Annotated in this window: 18 protein-coding genes and 1 pseudogene; 9 read left to right on the plus strand and 10 right to left on the minus strand. The window is 68.4% G+C overall.

What is annotated here, in order from left to right; all coding sequences use genetic code 11:
- Nucleotides 1-12: 12 nt before the first annotated feature.
- The gene (locus RT91_RS00825; protein ID WP_007423431.1) at nt 13-1,908 is read right to left on the minus strand and encodes a methyl-accepting chemotaxis protein; all 1,896 of its coding nucleotides are present in this window, start codon (nt 1,906-1,908) and stop codon (nt 13-15) included.
- Between the two features lie 156 nt (nt 1,909-2,064).
- On the opposite strand from RT91_RS00825, the gene RT91_RS00830 reads away from it, so the two are divergent.
- The 3 genes from RT91_RS00830 to RT91_RS00840 are packed head-to-tail and all read left to right on the plus strand — an operon-like array spanning nt 2,065 to nt 3,949.
- Nucleotides 2,065-2,625: an HPF/RaiA family ribosome-associated protein gene (locus RT91_RS00830; RefSeq protein WP_012040466.1), complete on the plus strand. Its 561-nt coding sequence runs from the start codon at nt 2,065-2,067 to the stop codon at nt 2,623-2,625.
- Between the two features lie 59 nt (nt 2,626-2,684).
- A complete protein-coding gene (locus RT91_RS00835) occupies nt 2,685-3,602 on the plus strand; it encodes a DnaJ C-terminal domain-containing protein (protein ID WP_035185148.1) in 918 nt (305 codons plus the stop codon).
- Entirely contained in the window at nt 3,599-3,949 is a 351-nt protein-coding gene (locus RT91_RS00840; RefSeq protein WP_035185150.1) for a chaperone modulator CbpM, read from the plus strand. The genes RT91_RS00835 and RT91_RS00840 overlap by 4 nt, the downstream gene beginning before the upstream one ends.
- On the opposite strand, the gene RT91_RS00845 is transcribed toward RT91_RS00840, so the two are convergent.
- A complete protein-coding gene (locus tag RT91_RS00845) occupies nt 3,925-4,644 on the minus strand; it encodes a molybdopterin-dependent oxidoreductase (RefSeq protein WP_012040468.1) in 720 nt (239 codons plus the stop codon). The genes RT91_RS00840 and RT91_RS00845 overlap by 25 nt on opposite strands.
- A 5-nt stretch (nt 4,645-4,649) precedes the next feature.
- A complete protein-coding gene (locus tag RT91_RS00850) occupies nt 4,650-5,282 on the minus strand; it encodes a cytochrome b/b6 domain-containing protein (protein ID WP_012040469.1) in 633 nt (210 codons plus the stop codon).
- Between the two features lie 194 nt (nt 5,283-5,476).
- Here RT91_RS00850 and RT91_RS00855 point away from each other — a divergent pair, with 194 nt between their 5' ends.
- The 4 genes from RT91_RS00855 to RT91_RS00870 all read left to right on the plus strand — a co-directional run bounded on the left by RT91_RS00855 (nt 5,477) and on the right by RT91_RS00870 (nt 8,061).
- Nucleotides 5,477-5,719: a hypothetical protein gene (locus RT91_RS00855; RefSeq protein ID WP_007424011.1), complete on the plus strand. Its 243-nt coding sequence runs from the start codon at nt 5,477-5,479 to the stop codon at nt 5,717-5,719.
- A gap of 135 nt (nt 5,720-5,854) precedes the next feature.
- Nucleotides 5,855-6,511 carry a peroxiredoxin-like family protein gene (locus RT91_RS00860; protein ID WP_012040470.1) on the plus strand — a complete coding sequence of 219 codons (657 nt, stop codon included), beginning with the start codon at nt 5,855-5,857 and terminating at the stop codon, nt 6,509-6,511.
- A gap of 5 nt (nt 6,512-6,516) precedes the next feature.
- Nucleotides 6,517-7,386, plus strand: a complete 870-nt coding sequence (locus RT91_RS00865; protein WP_007424009.1) for a LysR family transcriptional regulator — start codon at nt 6,517-6,519, stop codon at nt 7,384-7,386.
- Nucleotides 7,387-7,470: 84 nt separating this feature from the next.
- The gene (locus tag RT91_RS00870) at nt 7,471-8,061 is read left to right on the plus strand and encodes a peroxidase-related enzyme (RefSeq protein WP_012040471.1); all 591 of its coding nucleotides are present in this window, start codon (nt 7,471-7,473) and stop codon (nt 8,059-8,061) included.
- Nucleotides 8,062-8,065: 4 nt separating this feature from the next.
- On the opposite strand, the gene RT91_RS00875 is transcribed toward RT91_RS00870, so the two are convergent.
- From RT91_RS00875 to RT91_RS00890, 4 genes are read right to left on the minus strand one after another with little or no spacing between them, the layout of a single operon-like run.
- Nucleotides 8,066-9,136, minus strand: coding sequence for an ABC transporter ATP-binding protein (locus tag RT91_RS00875; RefSeq protein ID WP_035185154.1), 1,071 nt, complete (start codon nt 9,134-9,136; stop codon nt 8,066-8,068).
- Nucleotides 9,136-9,972, minus strand: a complete 837-nt coding sequence (gene ugpE / locus RT91_RS00880; RefSeq protein ID WP_007424006.1) for a sn-glycerol-3-phosphate ABC transporter permease UgpE — start codon at nt 9,970-9,972, stop codon at nt 9,136-9,138. The genes RT91_RS00875 and ugpE overlap by 1 nt, the downstream gene beginning before the upstream one ends.
- A complete protein-coding gene (locus RT91_RS00885; protein WP_035185157.1) occupies nt 9,969-10,847 on the minus strand; it encodes an ABC transporter permease subunit in 879 nt (292 codons plus the stop codon). Before RT91_RS00885 ends, ugpE begins: the two co-directional genes overlap by 4 nt.
- A 12-nt stretch (nt 10,848-10,859) precedes the next feature.
- Nucleotides 10,860-12,188 (minus strand): extracellular solute-binding protein, encoded by a 1,329-nt coding sequence (locus RT91_RS00890; RefSeq protein ID WP_007424004.1) that lies wholly within the window; start codon nt 12,186-12,188, stop codon nt 10,860-10,862.
- 194 nt (nt 12,189-12,382) lie between these two features.
- Here RT91_RS00890 and RT91_RS22950 point away from each other — a divergent pair.
- Nucleotides 12,383-13,117, plus strand: a pseudogene (locus RT91_RS22950) (alpha/beta fold hydrolase); the annotation flags it as partial.
- 21 nt (nt 13,118-13,138) lie between these two features.
- Nucleotides 13,139-13,546: a 4-carboxymuconolactone decarboxylase gene (pcaC, locus tag RT91_RS22955; protein ID WP_373856276.1), complete on the plus strand. Its 408-nt coding sequence runs from the start codon at nt 13,139-13,141 to the stop codon at nt 13,544-13,546.
- Nucleotides 13,547-13,579: 33 nt separating this feature from the next.
- Here the strand turns inward: pcaC and RT91_RS00900 are convergent, their stop codons facing one another.
- The 3 genes from RT91_RS00900 to RT91_RS00910 all read right to left on the minus strand — a co-directional run bounded on the left by RT91_RS00900 (nt 13,580) and on the right by RT91_RS00910 (nt 17,012).
- A complete protein-coding gene (locus RT91_RS00900; RefSeq protein ID WP_035185161.1) occupies nt 13,580-15,862 on the minus strand; it encodes a molybdopterin cofactor-binding domain-containing protein in 2,283 nt (760 codons plus the stop codon).
- Nucleotides 15,859-16,344 carry a (2Fe-2S)-binding protein gene (locus RT91_RS00905; protein WP_007424001.1) on the minus strand — a complete coding sequence of 162 codons (486 nt, stop codon included), beginning with the start codon at nt 16,342-16,344 and terminating at the stop codon, nt 15,859-15,861. Before RT91_RS00905 ends, RT91_RS00900 begins: the two co-directional genes overlap by 4 nt.
- Nucleotides 16,345-16,463: 119 nt before the next feature.
- Nucleotides 16,464-17,012 carry a MarR family winged helix-turn-helix transcriptional regulator gene (locus RT91_RS00910; RefSeq protein WP_007424000.1) on the minus strand — a complete coding sequence of 183 codons (549 nt, stop codon included), beginning with the start codon at nt 17,010-17,012 and terminating at the stop codon, nt 16,464-16,466.
- Nucleotides 17,013-17,107 lie beyond the last annotated feature (95 nt).

The following is a 17,107-nucleotide window of genomic DNA, read 5'->3' on the forward strand; positions in this document are numbered from 1 at the left end:
CGCGGCCTCGCCTCAGAACTCCTCCCAGCCTTCATCGGCCATGGTCGGTTCCGGCATGCGCCGGGCGGGCGGTGCCGCGGCCGGCCGTTCGGCCGGAGCCGGAGAGCGCACCGGTGCCGGAGCAGACTCCTCGATATCGAAGCGGTGGATCAGGGCTGCGAGCTGCTTGACCTCACGCGCCAGGTTGTGGCTTGCCGCGGTCGACTCCTCGACCATCGCGGCATTCTGCTGGGTCGCCTGGTCCATCTGGCTCACGGCATCGTTGACCTGGAGCAGGCGGGCGGAATTGCCCTGCGCGCCGCTGGCGATGTCGCTGACGACCTGGTTGATCTCGGCGATCTGGGCCACGATGCGTTCCAGCGCCTTGCCGGTCTGCCCGACCTGATCGACGCCGGCGGCGACCTGCTGGTTCGATTTCGAGATCAACGCCTTGATTTCCTTCGCCGCATCGGCCGATCGCTGGGCCAGCGCCCGCACCTCGGAGGCGACGACCGCGAAGCCGCGCCCGGCATCGCCCGCGCGGGCCGCCTCGACGCCGGCGTTCAGCGCAAGGAGATTGGTCTGGAAGGCGATTTCGTCGATCACGCCGATGATGTTGCCGATCTGCTCGGCGGAGGTCTCGATTTCGCCCATGGCGGCCACGGCGCGGGCGACAACGGCGCCTCCGCGCCCGGCATCCGCCATGGCGGCACTGACGGCCTCGCGCGCATGGGCGGCATGGGTTGCGGTGCCGCTGACGGTTTCGGTGATTTCGCTGAGAGTGGCGGCGGTTTCCTCGATCGTTGCGGCCTGGTGTTCGGTGCGCCGCGCCAGATCGTCGGCGGCGGCGGCGATTTCGCCGGTGCCGGAGCGGATTGCCGAGGTGTTCGCGGCGATCACCCGCATCGTGTCCTGAAGCCTCTCCATCGCCGCGTTGAAATCGGTGCGCAGGCGTTCGTATTCGGCGGCGAAGGACGTGTTGAGGCGATAGGTAATTCGCCCGGCAGCGAGGTTCTCAAGGCCGGTCGCGATGGATTCGACGACGAAAGCGAGTTGCTGCGCCGCTTGTTCGCGCTCGGCCGCGCTTCGTGCGGCCTCGGCCTCGCGCGCCGCGCGTGAAGCGGCCGCCTCGGCTTCGAGCCTGGCTTTCTCGATGCCTGCCGCCTTGAAGACCTCGACGGCCCGGGCCATGCCGCCGATTTCATCGGCGCGCGCGACATAGGGCACCTCCGCCTTCAGGTCGCCCTTCGAGAGCCGCGCCATCGCACCGGTCATGGCCTTCAGGATTCCGGCGATGTTGCGCTGGATGAAATACATCGCGACCAGGAAGAGCAGGAAGACCGGTACGAAGATGCCGACGAAACGGGCAACGTTGCTCCAGAACGAGGTGCGCAGGTCGCTGACATACATGCCGGTGCCGATCACCCAGTTCCACCCGGGCACCTTGGCCATGTAGGAAATCTTGGCCTCGGGCGTCTTCGAGCCGGCCTTCGGAATGTAGTATTCGTGGAAGATCGGGTGGCCCGCCAGTGCCGCCTTCAGCATCGGCCGGATGATGTAGGTGCCGTAGGCATCCTTGGTGTTGCTGCGGTTCGTGCCGATCAGGGCCTTGTTGGCGTGCTGGATGATCGTGCCGTCCTTGTCGTCCACAAAATAGTAGTTGCCGTGATCGAACCTGGCGGCGCCGAGAATCTCGAGAGCCAGGCCCTGCGCCTGGTCTTCGGTCAGGGCGCCGTATTTGGCGAGGCGGACGAAGGAGCCGGTGAGGGCGACGGCATTGTTCACCAGCGTGCGGACTTCCGCCTTCTTCGCGTTCAGTTCGAGGTGATAGGCGCCGAGCAGGCTGATCACCAGGGCGGCAATCGTCATGGTGATACCGAAAAGGCCGATCGCCGCGAATTGATGACGAATCGAAAGCTTGTGAAGCACGCCATACTCCCGATGTCTGTGCACTGCGCGCAGGGAAACAGAAAATCCTTAACGAAAGATTGGGAATGGCGGACGCGTCTTGACGTCGGTCAATGCGGCGGGCGGATGAAGGCCTAGGCTGTTCATGTGACAGGCAAGAGCCAAGGAGAAGTCGCAATGACCGTGCCGCTGCAGATCACCTTCAAGGACATCGACCGTTCCCCCGCGCTCGAGGCGCGCATCCGCGAGAAGGCGGAGGCGCTGAGCCGGTTCGAGGCGCGGATCCTGCGCTGCCATGTCATCATCGAGGCGCCGCACCGGCATCACCACAAGGGCAAGCTCTACCGCGCACGGATCGAGATCGCGGTGCCGCGGGGCGATATCGTGATCAACCGGGAAAGCCCGGAGAACCACGCGCATGAGGATCCGTATGTCGCGGTTCGCGACGCGTTCGATGCCGCGGTACGCAAGCTGGAGGACCATGCGCGGCGGCTCGACGACGCGGTGAAGCACCATGAGGAGGCGCTGGTCCATGGTCAGGTGGTCCGGTTCGTCGCCGATGCCGACTATGGCTTCATCGCGACGGATGACGGGCGCGAGGTGTATTTCCACCGCAACAGCGTGGCCGGAAACGGGTTCGCGCGGCTGCGCGTGGGCGATGATGTGCGCCTCGCCGTGGCCGAGGGGCGGGACGGGCCGCAGGCGAGCCTCGTGCGCCCCGCCGGGCGGGGCGGCTGACAGCCGTCCCGCGGCGTGCTTTGATCGCGACAGACGACGCTGTTCCGGGATGAGGCAGAGTGAAGGATCCTTACGACGTTCTGGGTGTGGCGCGCGATGCGGGGCAGGATGACATAAGGCGGGCCTATCGCCGGCTGGCGAAGGACCATCATCCCGACCTCAACCCCGGCAACGCGGCGGCCGAGGCGCGGTTCAAGGAGGTCTCGGCGGCCTATCATCTGCTGTCCGACGCCGATCAGCGCGCCCGCTTCGACCGCGGCGAGATCGATGCTGAGGGGCAGGAACGCGCGCGGCACGGCACCTGGCGCGACTATGCCGAGACCGGCGAGGGCGCGCGCTACGGCGGCGGCGCCTGGACCACCGACGATCTCGAGGCGATGTTCGGCTCGATGTTCGGTGGCGGCGGCGGACGGCGCGGCGGGCCGGGGCGCGGGCAGGACCGGCATTATTCGATGACGATCGGCTTCGTCGAGGCGGTGGTCGGCGGCACGCGGCGGCTGTCGCTTCCCGATGGCGGCACGCTCGACGTGCGGATTCCCCCGGGCACCGAGGACGGGCAACTGCTGCGCCTGCGCGGCAAGGGCGGGGTGGGATGGAATGGCGGGCCGGCGGGCGATGCGCTGATCCGCGTCAGCGTGGCGCCGCATCGCTTCTTCACCCGCGAAGGGCAGGATATCCGGCTCGATCTGCCGGTGACGCTGGCCGAGGCGGTGCTGGGCGGGCAGGTCGAGGTGCCGACGCCGGGCGGCGCGGTGCGGATGCGGATTCCCGCGGGCTCGGACAGCGGCACGGTGCTGCGGCTGCGCGGGCGCGGCGTGCCGGCGCATGGCGCCGCCGCCGCGGGCGATCTCTATGCCACGCTGCGCGTTGTGATTGGCAAGTCTGACACGGCGCTGGAAACCTTCCTGCGCGGCTGGACGCCGGAGGAGACGCCCGATCCGCGCGCCGGGATGACGGAGACGGAGGTGCCGCCATGAGCGACGGGGTGACGATCGATGTCGTGATCGCCGAGGAGGCGGGGCTGGCCCGGGCGGATCTCGAACGCTGGGTGGCGCTGGAATGGGTGCGGCCGGAGCGGGCGGAGGGACTCTGGCTGTTCCATGGCATCGACATCGCGCGGGTGCGGCTGATCCACGAGCTCGCCGCCGATCTGCGGGTGGACGAGGAGGCGATGCCGGTGGTGCTCTCGCTGCTCGACCAGCTTTACGACGCCCGCCGGCGGATGCGCGCGCTGGCCGAGGCGATCGCCGCGGCTCCGGAGGAACCGCGGCGCGTGGTGCTCGAACACATCGCAGCCGCTCAGGAGCCGCCGAACCAGTTATAGCCCTGCCGCACCCAGTAGCCGCTGGGGAAGGTGTTGGTGACGCCGAGGGCGACGATCGATTTCGGGTTCTTGTAGCCGAGCTTTGTCGGAATCCGCAGCCGCACCGGGGCGCCGAACGGGGCGGTGAGCGGCGCGCCGAGAAAGTCGAGCGCGAGGATCGTCTGCGGGTGCAGGGCGGAGGCCATGTCGATGCTCTCGTAATACCCGTCGGCGCAGTGGAACGAGACATAGCGCGCCTTCAGGTCGGCATTGACCCGCCGCAGGAAATGGCCGAGCGGCACGCCGCCCCACTGGCCGACCACCCGCCAGCCCTCGACGCAGACGAGGCGGGTGATCTGGCTTTCCTGCGGCAGGGCGCGCAGCTCCGCGAGGCGCCAGGGCCGCTTGTCGCCGATGCGACCGGTGAGGCCGAGGCGCCAGGTGGCGAGATCGACGCGGGGTGCCTGGTCGATGCCGTAGAAGGCGTTGAAGCGCGGCGGCCGGGTGATTGCGGAGGCCGGGAAGGTCGGCGCCAGCGTGTGCGGATCGAACAGAGCGGCCTGCACCTCGTCGTTCCAGCGGGACATCGCGGTGAGCGCGCGGTCGGCGAGGTCGGGGTGTTTGAGGTTGTCGTAGTCGCAGCCGGTGAGGCTGGCGGCGGCGCCGAAGGCGAGGCTGCGGCCGAGCAGGGCGCGGCGGTTGAGGCGCGTGTTCATGGATCTTACTCCGCGGCTTCGGTCATCTTGGGGAGGGGATCGGGCAGGCGGCCGCCGGTGATCATCGCGGGCAGGACGCGCGGCACCAGGGCGACCAGCAGGACGTGGACGATCAGGAAGGCGGAGATCCCGGCCATCGCGATGAAGTGGACGATGCGGGAATCGAAGAATCCGCCGAACAGATCGGAGAGATACCAGAGCTGCACCGGCTTCCAGACCGCCAGCCCCGACAGCACGGCGAGAATGCCGAGGGCGATGACGCCGAGATAGAGCAGCCGCTGCACCGCGTTGTAGACGCCGACCTCGTGCGGCAGGCGCAGGCGCAGCGCGGCCCAGATGTCGCGCAGCACGGCGCGGGGCGTCACCGGCAGGAGCTTGCGGCGGAAATGGCCGCTCGCCGTGCCCCAGGCGAGATAGGCGAGCCCGTTGAGCATCAGCAGCCAGATCGCGGCGAGATGCCAGGCGATCGCCCCGCCCAGCCATTGCCCGATCGTCGCCCATTGCGGGAAGGTGAAGGGCAGGAAGGGAGAGGCATCGTAGATCTCCCAGCCGCTGCCGATCAGCGTGATGATGGCGACCGCGTTCAGCCAGTGCATGACGCGCAGCGGCAGGGGGTGGATGGGGCGGTGTCGGCGCATTGTCGGTTTCCTCGCCTGTTGTTGCGATGACGCCGTGATGCGCCCGCCGCCGTGCCCGGGTCGAGGTATCGAAACGATGACCAAACGGCATTGGATCGGCCGCGCCGGGCCGGTCATGTTTGCGGGGCGGACGACGATCACCGGTCCGCGAGAAACCAGACCGGGGCGCCGCCCCCCAGACAGAGGAGACCACCATGATCCGCATTCTCGCCACGACCGCCCTTGCCCTCGGCCTCGTCGCCGGCGTCGCCCAGGCGCAGACCACCAGCGCGATGGGGCATGACACGATGAGCCACCAGAGCGCGATGGGCCACACCACCGCCATGGGCCACAATGCGATGGGCCACGGCACCGCCATGGGTCACAACGCGATGGGTCACGACAAGATGGGGCACGACAAGATGGGTCACAGCGCAATGGGTCACTCCGCCTCGTAGGACGCGCCCGATCCTGTCGGATCGGACGATGCCCCGACGCATCGCAGCCGCCGCCCGGTCGTCCCGGCTCTGGCCGGGAATTGATCGGGATGGCGGCTTTGCTACACTCTGCAGGTGACGGAGACCGAACCGGCCATGGGCCTAGATGAACAACTCCAGGCAGAACGCGACCGCCGCACCGCCGACGAGGCGGTGCGCCTCGCTTACGAGGAAGTCTTCACCACACTCAGCACCAACGGCTTCCTGCCCAGCGTTCTGCCGGAGGAGGCAACGTTTCCGGATTTCGTGCTGCCGGATACCGAGGGGCGGCTCGTCTCGCTCGCCAGCCGCCTCGCGCGGGGGCCGGTCCTCGTGCAGTTCTTTCGCGGCGAATGGTGCCCGTTTTGCCGGCTGATGCTTGATGCGCTGGTGGGCGCCCTGCCGGAGATCGAGGCCGCGGGGGCATCGCTCATGGCCCTCACCCCCGATATCGGTCCCTGGGCGCGGGAGGCGAAGCGCAACCACGGCGCGATGTTCGACGTGCTGTCGGACGTCGATTGCGGGGTGGGACTCGCCGCCGGGGTGGTGTTCAGGATTCCGCCGATCTACCGGGCGCGGCTGATGCGGGCAGGGATCGACTTTGCCGACCGCCATGACAACGGCGCGGAATTTCTGCCGATACCAGCGGTGTTCCTGCTCGATGCCGATGGCCGCGTGGCCTGGCGCTTCGTCAATGTCGACTTCACCCGCCGCGCCGCCCCCGAGCGCATCCTCTCCGCGCTGCGCCGCCTCACCGCGCCGGAACGGGAGTAGACGCGATGGAGCTGACCCAAGTGCGCTATTTCGTCGCGCTGAGCCGGCTGCTGAACTTCACGCGCGCCGCCGAGGCCTGCAATGTCAGCCAGCCGGCGCTGACGCGCGCGATCCAGCGGCTGGAGGACGAGCTGGGCGGCCCACTCGTCTATCGCGAGCGCAACCTGACGCAACTGACCGAACTCGGCCGGGCCATGCTGCCGCATCTCGATGCGATGCTGGCCGCGGCCGACAATGCCGCGGCACTGGCCGAGGCGCGGCGGCGGCAGCCGATGGCGAGTCTGAAGATCGGCCTCGGCCCCGGCGTCGGCGCCTCGGCGATCGCCGGCGCGGTGCGCGAGATCGCGACGCTGATGCCCGACCTGATGGTCCGCTTCGAGGAAGCGGCCGCGGCGATGCTGGTCGAATCGATGCTCTCCGACATGCTCGACTGCGCGGTGCTGCCCGCCGACTGCGCCCTGCCGGAACGCTTCAACCACTGGAAACTCTATGAGGAGGGGGCTGTCGCGGTCATGCCGCCGCAGCACCGGCTGGCGAATGCCGCAAGCGTCACCGCCGCCGACCTGAACGGCGAGGTGCTGCTGCACGGCGAGCGCTGCGGCGGCTTCGCCCAGGCGCTGTACGCGGCCTGCGACGGGGCGTTCCGTTTGCGCCGATGCGATGGCGGCACCGGGCACATGCTGGATCTCGTCGCCGCGGGACTTGGCATCGCCCTTCTTTCGGAACGGATGGCGGTGCCCTCGCCGCTGGTGACCTGCCGCCTCGCCGAGCCGCCGCTGAGCCGCGAGGTGCGCCTCGCCGCGATCGCCGGCCGGCCGCAGGGCCCGGCGGTCGCCGGGTTCATCAAGCTCTGCCGCGCCGGTCGGGGCCTCTGAGCCGCCGCGGCAAGGTTGATTTTCCCACCCCGCGCGCCGAATGTGCGGTGGCGCGAAACGAGGCCGGAGAGGGGCGCTGTGGCAATGAACGACAAGCGGCATGACGCGATCAGCCGGTTTCCGGTGCCCGACCTCGGCGCGCTTCCCGCGGACATCCGCGAGAAGATCCTCGCCGTGCAGGAAAAGGCGGGCTTCGTTCCGAACGTGTTCCTCGCCCTCGCGCACCGGCCCGACGAGTTCCGCGCCTTTTTCGCCTATCACGACGCGCTGATGCTCCGTCCGGCCGGGCTGAGCAAGGCGGAGCGCGAGATGATCGTGGTTGCGACCTCGGGCGCCAATCACTGCCTCTATTGCGTGGTGGCGCACGGGGCGATCCTGCGGATCTATGCGAAGGATCCGGAAATCGCCGACCGGCTGGCGGTCAACCCGGGCAAGGCGCGGTTGACCCCGCGCCAGCGCGCGATGATCGATTACGCGATGAAGGTCGCGACCGCCTCGGACACGGTCGGGCCGGACGATCACGCGGCACTCTACGAACAGGGGTTCGACGCCGACGAGATCTGGGATATCGGCGCGATCGCGGCGTTCTTCGCGATGTCGAACCGGCTCGCCAACATGGCCGGGATGCAGCCCAATCCGGAATTCTTCGCGATGGGGCGGCTACCGAAAGCCTGAACGGTCAGCCGGGCGCGAGGCGCCGGCCGGACCCGCCGTCAAAAACATGGAGCTGTTCGGCGGGCAGGTCGGCGCCGAGTTCGGCGGCGTCGGGCGCCGGCCCGCTGACGCGGATCGCGAAGGTTTCGCCATTGCCGAGATGGCCGTGCAGCAGGGTCTCCGAGCCGAGCGGCTCGACCAGGTCGATCGCGACGCGCAGGGCATCGGCCGATGTGGAGAGGGTCACGTGCTGTGGGCGGATGCCGATCGTCACCCTCGCGCCCTCGCGCCCCCATGAGCCGGCGGGCAGCGCGATCTCCGGCCCGGCATCGAGCCGCGCGCTGCGGCCCTCCGGCCCGAGGCGGGCGGCGCAGAAATTCATCGCCGGCTCACCGATGAAACCGGCGACATAGGTATCGGCCGGATGGGCGAAGACCTCGACCGGCGGGGCGATCTGCGCAGCGCGGCCCTGGTGCATGACGATCAGCCGGTCGGCGAGCGTCATCGCCTCGATCTGGTCGTGGGTGACGTAGAGGCTGGTGACGTTGAGGCGCTTCTGCAGCTTGCGGATATCGGCGCGCACCTGCACCCGCAGCCGGGCGTCGAGATTTGAGAGCGGCTCGTCGAACAGGAACAGCTTCGGCTCGCGCACGATGGCGCGCCCCATGGCGACGCGCTGGCGCTGGCCGCCGGAGAGCGCGCGCGGCTTGCGCCCGAGCAGTTCCGAAAGCCCCAGCGTGTCGGCGGCATCCTCGACCCGGCGGGCGATCTCGGCCTTCGCCATGCCCTTGAGCTTCAGCCCGTAGGCCATGTTGTCGAACACGCTCATGTGCGGATAGAGCGCGTAGTTCTGGAACACCATCGCGATGTCGCGCTTGGAGGGATCGACATCGGTGATGTCGCGCCCATCGAGCAGGATGCGGCCGCTGCTCGGCGCCTCCAGCCCTGCGACGAGGCGCAGCAGGGTTGACTTGCCGCAGCCCGAGGCGCCGACGATGACCAGCATCTCGCCATCGGCGAGGCGCAGGTCGATGCCGTGCAGCACGGTCGTCCGGCCGAAGCTCTTGGTCAGTCCCTGCAGTTCCAGCGTTGCCATTACTTGTCCGTTTCGGTGAGGCCGGCGACGAACCAGCGCTGCATCGCCACCACGACGAAGACCGGCGGCACGATGGCGAGGATGGTCGCCGCCATGACGAGGTTCCAGGGCGTGAGCTGGTCCGAGGTGATCATCTGCACGATGCCGAGCACGATCGTGTCGAGCCGCCCGTTGGTCGCGACCAGCAGCGGCCAGAGATACTGGTTCCAGCCATAGACGAACAGGATCACGAACAGGGCGGCGAGATTGGCGCCGGAGACCGGCAGCAGGATGTCGAAGAAGAAGCGCATCGGCCCGGCGCCGTCGAGCTTCGCCGCCTCGACCAGCTCGTCCGGCACCGCGAGGAAGACCTGGCGGAACAGCAGCGTCGCCGTCGCCGAGGCGATCAGCGGCATGGTCAGGCCGGTGAAGGTGTTGATCAGGTGGAAGTCCGACATCACCGAATAGGTCGGGATGATCCGCACCTCGACCGGCAGCATCAGCGTGATGAAGATCAGCCAGAAGGCGACCATGCGGAAGGGAAAGCGGAAGAAGGCGATGGCGAAGGCCGAGATCGAGGAGATCGCGATCTTGCCGAGGGCGATGCCGAGCGCCATCAGCGCGCTGACCATCATCATGTGCCAGATCGGCACGCCGCCCTTCGCCGTGTTGCCGAAGCCGAGCGCATTTATGAACACGGGCAGGCCCGAGAGGCGCGGGATCAGCGACAGGTCGCCGCGGTTGATCGCCCCGGCCGACTGGGTGGCGCCGGAAAAGGCGACCCAGATCGGGAAGATGAAGATCAGCACGCCGAGGATGAGCACGGCGTGGGCAAGGTAGTCGGGCTTGCGGTTCATGTCGCGCGCTTGCCGGTATAGCGGAACTGGATCGTGGTGAGGACCACGATCAGCGCCATCAGGATGACCGATTGCGCGGCCGAGCCGCCGAGATCGAGATTGATCACCCCGTCGCGATAGACCTTGACCACCAGCGTCGTCGTCGAGCTGCCCGGGCCGCCGCCGGTGAGCGCGAAGATCAGCGCGAAGGCGTCGAAGGCGGCGTAGACGGTGTTGATCACCAGCAGGAAGAAGGTGGTGGGGGCGAGCAGCGGCCAGATCACGGTGCGGAACCGGTAGAAGCCCCGCGCGCCGTCGAGCGTCGCCGCCTCGATCACCGAGGCGGGCACCGATTGCAGGCCCGCAAGGTAGAAGATGAAATTGTAGCTGACCTGCTTCCAGGCAGCGATCAGCACAATCAGGCCGAAGGCGTCGGTGCCGTTGGTGGCATAGTTGAAATCGATCCCCAACCGGGCAAGGACGTTGGAGAGCAGCCCGATCTGCGGCTGGAGCAGGAAGACAAAGATCACCGAGGCCAGAGCCGGTGCGATGGCATAGGGCCAGATCAGCAGGACGCGATAGACCGACTGGCCGCGTATGCCGCGATTGGCGAAGCAGGCAAGCACGAGGCCGCCGGCCATCGACAGCACGGTGACTGCCGCACAGAAGAGCACGGTGCGCAGCAGGGCCGCCTGATAGACCGGCGAGCTCATCAGCGTGCGGAAATTGGCGAGACCGACGAAGCTGGTGTTCAGCCCGAAGGCGTCCGTCGCCTGGACGCTTTCGGAGAAAGCGCGCCAGGCGGGAAGCAGGAAGAACAGGATCGTGATGGCGAGCTGCGGGGCCACCAGGACGGCCGGCAGCAGCCGGCCGCCGAAGAGGGTGCGTCTCTCCATCGCGCCGGCTGGTCAGCCGTGCAGGGCGCGGGCGAAGCGGTCGACCACCGCCTGGCTGCGCTGCTGGGCGCGCGCCAGCGCCTTGTGGGCCGGCGTGCCGTTCTGGATCGCGCTTTCCCACTCTTCCTCGATGATCACGCGGACTTCCGGCATGCCGCCCAGGCGGATGCCGCGCGAATACTTCGTCGGCTCCGTGCGGGTGAGCTGCTTGACCGCGAGGTCGCCGCCCGGCTGCTTTGCGTAAAAGCCCTGCTTGGCGATGTAGTCGTTCCCCGCCAGCGTCACCGGCACATAGCCGGTGGCCTCGGCCCAGCCGGCATCGTTCTGCGGTTCGGAGATGAACTTGAAGAAACGCGCCACGGCCTCGTATTCCGCCTTGCCACGGCCCGGCGCGGTCATCGCCCAGAAGGCGGCGCCGCCGATGATCGAGTTGATCGGGCTCTTGATGATCGAGGGATGGTAGGGGAGGTAGGCGTTGGCGAAGCGGAACTTCGCGCTCTTCACCAGCTGGCCGTAGATCGAGGAGCTGTCGAAGGTGATCGCCGCCTTGCCGGCATAGAAGATCGGGCTCGGCTTGCCGTCGCGGCCCTCGTAGTGGAACAGGCCTTCCTTCTGCATCGTCAGCAGCGTGTCGAGATTGCGCACGAAGGGATGCGAGTCGAGCCGCAGTTTCGGGTTCGGGCCGCCGAAACCGTCATTCAGCGTGGCGTATTCGACATTGTGGATGGCGGCGAACTGCTCGAAATGCACCCAGGTCGGCCATGAGGTCATCACCGGGATTTCAGCGGCCCCCTTCGCCTTGACCGCGCGGGCGGCCTTGATCACGTCGTCCCAGGTCGCGAGCGGGGCCTTGGGGTCGAGTCCGGCCTTCTCGAAGGCGTCCTCGTTGATCCACATCAGCGCGGTCGAGGAGTTGAACGGGGCAGCGCCCATCTTGCCGTCGTTGAGGCTGTAGTAGCCGCGCACCGCAGGGATATAGGTGGATGCCTCGATCGGCACGCCCGTCATCTCCGCGAGCTTGTAGACATCGACCACGGCGCGGCCGGCGCCGAGCATGTCGGCGGTGCCGACATCGAACACCTGGGCGATCGAGGGCGCCTTGCCGGCGCGCCAGGCGGCGATGGTGGCCGTCAGCACCTGCGGGTAGGAGCCCTTGTAGACTGCGTCGACGGCGAAATCCGCCTGGCTCTTGTTGAAGGCGTCGACGATCGACTGCAGCTTGTCGCCGAGCGCGCCACCCATGGCGTGCCAGAGCACGACCCGGGTGGGCGCTGCGGCGCGCGCGGTTGCGGCGACCAGCGCCGTGGCCGGGGCCGAGGCGATCAGGGTGCGGCGTTTCATGCAGAGTCCCCTTTTTTGAATTGGCGCTGCCAGTTAACGCGCCTGCATGTCATGGCGATGACAGTAACGTGACACATTGATGACAAGATCACGTGGCGCGGCGGCGATCAAGCCCCGTCCGCGGTTGCCGGGAGCCGCGCGCCGGCCCTATGGTCCGGGCAACGGCGCGAGGGAAGGAGCGGGCGATGTTCGTGATGGCGGGTGACATCAATGTTCATGTCAGGATCGACGGGCGGGACGGATCGCCGCCGCTGGTTCTGCTGCATTCGCTCGGGACCGACCACCGGGTCTGGGACGACCAGGCCGCGGCGCTCGCGCGGAGCTTCCGGGTCATCCGCCCGGACATGCGCGGCCATGGCCTGACCGAGTCGACGCCGGGCGATTACACCATGGCGCAACTCGCCGGCGATGTCGCCGCGGTGCTCGACGCGCTCGGCGTGGGCGCCGCGGTCATCGGCGGCATCTCGATCGGCGGGATGATCGCCCAGGAATTCGCGGCGCGGCATCCCGGCCGCACCGAGGCGCTGATGCTCTGCGACACCGCGATGGCGATCCCCTCGCTCGAATCCTGGCGCGAGCGGGTGGCGAGCGTGCGCGGGCAGGGAATCGGCGCGATCGAGGACGGGGTGCTGGCGCGCTGGGTGACGCCCGGCTTCATCGACGCGCCGCCGGCGCGCGGCCTGCGCGCGATGCTGCGCGGCACCAGCATCGATGGCTATGCGGGCTGCGCGATGGCGATCGCGATGGCCGATCTCGGGCCGACGACGCGCCGGCTCAAGGTGCCGGCCCTGGTGCTGGTCGGCGATGGCGATGTCTCGACGCCGGTGGCCAGCGCGCAGGCGCTGATGACGGCGCTGGTCGAGGCGGGGGCGCCGGATGTGCGCTTCGCCGTCATCGAGAATGCCGCGCATATTCCCACCGTCGAGAAGTCAGCGGACGTTACCCGCGCGATGCTCGACTTCCTTGCCGCCCGCGGCGGCGGCGATGCGTATGAGGCCGGGCTCGGCGTGCGCCGTGCGGTGCTCGGCCCCGCCCATGTCGCCCGTTCGCTGGACGGGGCGACGGAGTTCGACCGCGACTTCCAGCGCTTCATCACCGAAACCGCCTGGGGCAAGGTCTGGACCCGGCCGGGCCTGCCGCGGGCGATGCGCTCGCTGCTGGTGCTGGCGATCACCGCGTCACTCGGGCGCGAGGAGGAGTTCAAGCTGCATCTGCGCGCGACCCGCAACACCGGAGCGACCCGGGAGGAAATCGCCGAGACGCTGATGCAGGTTGCCGTCTATGCCGGCGTGCCGGCGGCGAATTCCGCCTTCCGCATGGCGAAGGCGATCTTCCGCGAGGAGGAGGAGGGCGGCTAGGCCGCCCCGCCGCCCTCGCGGAAGCGCCGGCGGTCAGGCCCGGCCGAGTGCTGCCTTCACCCGGTCCGGCCGGAACGGCAGTTCGCGGAGCCGGATGCCCACCGCGTCATAGACCGCGTTGCTGATGACCGCCGCGGTCGGGCAGGTGGCGGGCTCGCCGGCCCCGTGCATCGGGTATTTCGGATCGTTGTTGACGATCACGACCTCGATGCTGTCCGGCACCTCGCTGAAGCGCAGGATCGGGTAGCCCACCCAGTCGCGGCTGGTCACGTGCGAGCGGTCGAACGTGACCTCCTCGTGCAGCGTGCGGCTGATCGACTGGATCACGTTGCCTTCGACCTGGTTGCGGATTCCGTCCGGGTTCACCACCAGCCCGCAATCATGCGCGACGACGACGCGCTCGACCCTGATCGTCCCGCTCTGCGGATCGACCGTGACATCGGCGATGGTCGCGACCCGGCTGTCGTCGCGGTTCACCCACGCGATGCCGCGCCCGGTGACGGGATTGCCGCCCTGTGGCGATCGGCCGCGTGCGGGGCGGGGCTTCCAGCCATATTGCTTCGCCGCCGCCTTCAGCACGTCGATCGCGCGCGGATCCTTGAGGTGCTTGAGGCGGAAGTCCAGCGGATCCTGCCCGGTGGCGGCGGCGAGTTCGTCGATGAAGGATTCCATCGCGAAGGTCGTCTCGTACTGCGCGGGCGAGCGCAGCCACGCGGTGCGCAGCGCGACCTTGCCATCGCCATGCGAGGAGACCTCGGCGTTCTCGAACTGGTAGGCATAGGTGATCGCCGGCAGGCCGTGGCCGACCGAGCCGACGAGATCCGGGCGGCCGATCAGCTCGGCGGCGATCAGCGTGGTGTCGAGGAAGGTCGGAATCCACATCCGGTGGCGCCAGGCGGTGACGTTGCCCTTGGCGTCGATCGCCGCTTCGAGGTCCTGCGCGATTGGCGGCCCCTTGGGCTCCCAGCCGTGCTCGTCCCAGCGCATCCACTGCACGCGGACCGGCCGGCCCACCGCCTGCGACATCAGCGCCGCGTCGGCCACCGCGTGTTCGAGCCCGTTGCGGCCATAGGCCCCGGCAGCCTCGAACCAGCGCAGTTCGATCTGGTCGGGCTTCATGCCGAGCAGCTTCGCCATGTCGCGCCGCGCCTCGTGCGGCATCTGCGTGCCGGACCAGAAGATCGCCCGTTCCTTGTTCACATCGGCCACCGCGCAGGAGGGGCCGATCGAGCCATGCATCTGGAACGGCGTCTGGTAGGTGGCCTTCAGCGTCTTCGCGGCGGTTGCCATCGCGTTGTCGACCGAGCCGCGGTTGGCGACCATCGTGGTCTTGCCGGGGGCGTCGCGCACCACGTCCCAGATCCGGTCCATCGGCGGCAGGCCGTCCCATTTGGACCATTTCGCCGGGTAGGCATCGGGGCCCTTCGGATGCAGCACCGAGCCGAGCTTCGCCGCGGCCTGGATGGCGCCCCACTCGGTCTCGCACACGACACCGAGGAAATTGTCGCGCCGGACAAGCTGCACGAAGCCGGGAATGTCCTTCACCGCGGAGACGTCGACGCTTTCCAGCTTCGCATGCACGCCATAGGGGCGCACCACGCGGCCATGCAGCATGCCCGGCACCCGGACGTCCTGGATATAGGTGAAGTCGGCGAGGATCTTGCCCGGAATGTCCTTGCGCGGAACCGAACGGCCGACGACCGTATAGTCCGCCGGGTTCTTGGGCTTCGCCTGCGGTGCCACCTTCATGCCGAACGAGGTGCCGCTGGCGCCGATCTTCATGTCGAGCCGCTTGCCGTCGACGAGCTTGCCATAGGTCACGGTCTTGCCGGGCGCGCCCTTCACCGACACCACGCCGTCCTTCACCGTGAGCGCGTCGGCCTTCGTGCCGAAATGCCGGGCGGCGAGGTCGAGCAGCGCGGCGCGGCCGGCGGCGGCGGCCTGGCGGATCTGCGGGCCGGCATAGCGGATGGTGCGGCTGCCATAGCTGGGGCCCTGATTGACCGTTTCCGCGGTGTTGCCCATCACCACGCCGAGCCGATCGACCGGAAAGTCGAGTTCCTCGGCCGCGATCTGGGCAAGGGCGGTCTCGGTGCCGGTGCCGACATCGACCTTGCCGGTGAACAATGTTGCCGTGTTGTCCGGGTGCACGGCGAGCCAGGCATAGAGGCGATCTGCCGGCGGCGGGGCATGGACGGTGCCGATCTTCTGCGGCGCCTCGGCGGCCTCGGCGCGGCCGAACAGGCTGAAGGCGATGAACAGCCCGCCGCTGCCCTGCAGGAAGACGCGGCGGCCGACGCCGTTGACAGCGTTCATGGGGTGCCTCCCTGGGCGGCATGACCCGTGGTGACGCGCTCGACCGCGCGCAGGATGCGCATGTGCGTGCCGCAGCGGCAGAGATTGCCTTCGAGCGCGGTCTTGATCTCGTCGCGCGTGGCGTGCGGCTTGCGATCGATCAGGGCCTGCGCGGTCATGATCATGCCGTTGATGCAGTAGCCGCATTGCGCGGCCTGTTCGTCGATGAAAGCCTGCTGCAACTTGTTCGGCTTGCCGTCGGAGGACAGCCCCTCGAGCGTGGTGATCTTCTGGCCGACGGCCGCCTGCAGCGGTGTTACGCAGGAATGCACGGCGTTGCCGTTCAGGATGACGGTGCAGGCGCCGCATTCCGAAAGCCCGCAGCCGAATTTCGGACCGTGCAGGCCGAGATTGTCGCGCAATGCGTAGAGCAGCATGCTGTCGGGCTCCGCCTCGACCATATGCACCTGCCCGTTGACGTGGAGTTCCAGCTTCCGGGTCATGGCCCCTCCTTGGTTGACCGGAGCGGCGCCCGACGAGACCCGGCGCCGCATATCGCACCCTCATCTATGGATTGTATCACCTTGTTTCACCGGCAGGCGCCGGCGGAGACCGAAAAAAGTCAGGACGGATGCCCGATTGCCGGGGCCGCGTCCTGGCGGGGCGCCGGTTCGGCCTCCGCCGGAGGGCCGGCGGCGCGGTCGATCGCACCCGCGGCGATCAGTGGCGCGGCGTCGATTCCGCTGGCGTCGAGCAGCGAGCCGACGCGTTCGAGCGCGGCAAGAATCATCGCCCGCTCCCAGAGCGGCAGGCCCTGGAAGCGGTCGCGGAAGCGCTCCTGCAACAGGTCCGGCGCGCGCCCGAGCGCGGCGCGGCCCGCATCCGTCGCCGCCAGGATCACCTGGCGCTTGTCGCGCTCGCCGCGGCGGCGGGTGATCAGCCCGGCGGCAACGAGGCGGTCGGCGATATTGGTGATGGTCGCCTGGCCGAATTGCAGCGCCGTGGCGATGGTGCCCGGCGTGGCGTCGCCCCGGCGGTCGATTTCCTGCAGCACGAGGAATTGCGAGGTGGTCAGCCCCGTCGCCGCGTAGAGGCGGTGGCTGCCCTGGTCGGTGGCCCGCAGGATGCGGCGGATGGCCCGCAGCGTCGCGCTGGTGAGATCTTCGTCCATGCCCGCATGGAGCCTCAGAACGGCGCCGTTTGCAACGGGAATATATTTCAATAATCGAAAGATATTTCATGGACATTATGGGCGCTTCGGCGAAA

Source organism: Acidiphilium sp. JA12-A1 (genome assembly GCF_000724705.2).
Lineage (GTDB): Bacteria > Pseudomonadota > Alphaproteobacteria > Acetobacterales > Acetobacteraceae > Acidiphilium > Acidiphilium multivorum.

Coding starts and splice junctions, on each gene's coding strand:
- RT91_RS00830 (WP_012040466.1), top strand. CDS start 2,065: ATGACCGTGCCGCTGCAGATCACCTTCAAGGACATCGACCGTTCCCCC.
- RT91_RS00840 (WP_035185150.1), top strand. CDS start 3,599: ATGAGCGACGGGGTGACGATCGATGTCGTGATCGCCGAGGAGGCGGGG.
- RT91_RS00845 (WP_012040468.1), bottom strand. CDS start 4,644: ATGAACACGCGCCTCAACCGCCGCGCCCTGCTCGGCCGCAGCCTCGCC.
- RT91_RS00850 (WP_012040469.1), bottom strand. CDS start 5,282: ATGCGCCGACACCGCCCCATCCACCCCCTGCCGCTGCGCGTCATGCAC.
- RT91_RS00855 (WP_007424011.1), top strand. CDS start 5,477: ATGATCCGCATTCTCGCCACGACCGCCCTTGCCCTCGGCCTCGTCGCC.
- RT91_RS00860 (WP_012040470.1), top strand. CDS start 5,855: ATGGGCCTAGATGAACAACTCCAGGCAGAACGCGACCGCCGCACCGCC.
- RT91_RS00865 (WP_007424009.1), top strand. CDS start 6,517: ATGGAGCTGACCCAAGTGCGCTATTTCGTCGCGCTGAGCCGGCTGCTG.
- RT91_RS00870 (WP_012040471.1), top strand. CDS start 7,471: ATGAACGACAAGCGGCATGACGCGATCAGCCGGTTTCCGGTGCCCGAC.
- RT91_RS00875 (WP_035185154.1), bottom strand. CDS start 9,136: ATGGCAACGCTGGAACTGCAGGGACTGACCAAGAGCTTCGGCCGGACG.
- ugpE (WP_007424006.1), bottom strand. CDS start 9,972: ATGAACCGCAAGCCCGACTACCTTGCCCACGCCGTGCTCATCCTCGGC.
- RT91_RS00885 (WP_035185157.1), bottom strand. CDS start 10,847: ATGGAGAGACGCACCCTCTTCGGCGGCCGGCTGCTGCCGGCCGTCCTG.
- RT91_RS00890 (WP_007424004.1), bottom strand. CDS start 12,188: ATGAAACGCCGCACCCTGATCGCCTCGGCCCCGGCCACGGCGCTGGTC.
- pcaC (WP_373856276.1), top strand. CDS start 13,139: ATGCTCGACTTCCTTGCCGCCCGCGGCGGCGGCGATGCGTATGAGGCC.
- RT91_RS00900 (WP_035185161.1), bottom strand. CDS start 15,862: ATGAACGCTGTCAACGGCGTCGGCCGCCGCGTCTTCCTGCAGGGCAGC.
- RT91_RS00905 (WP_007424001.1), bottom strand. CDS start 16,344: ATGACCCGGAAGCTGGAACTCCACGTCAACGGGCAGGTGCATATGGTC.
- RT91_RS00910 (WP_007424000.1), bottom strand. CDS start 17,012: ATGGACGAAGATCTCACCAGCGCGACGCTGCGGGCCATCCGCCGCATC.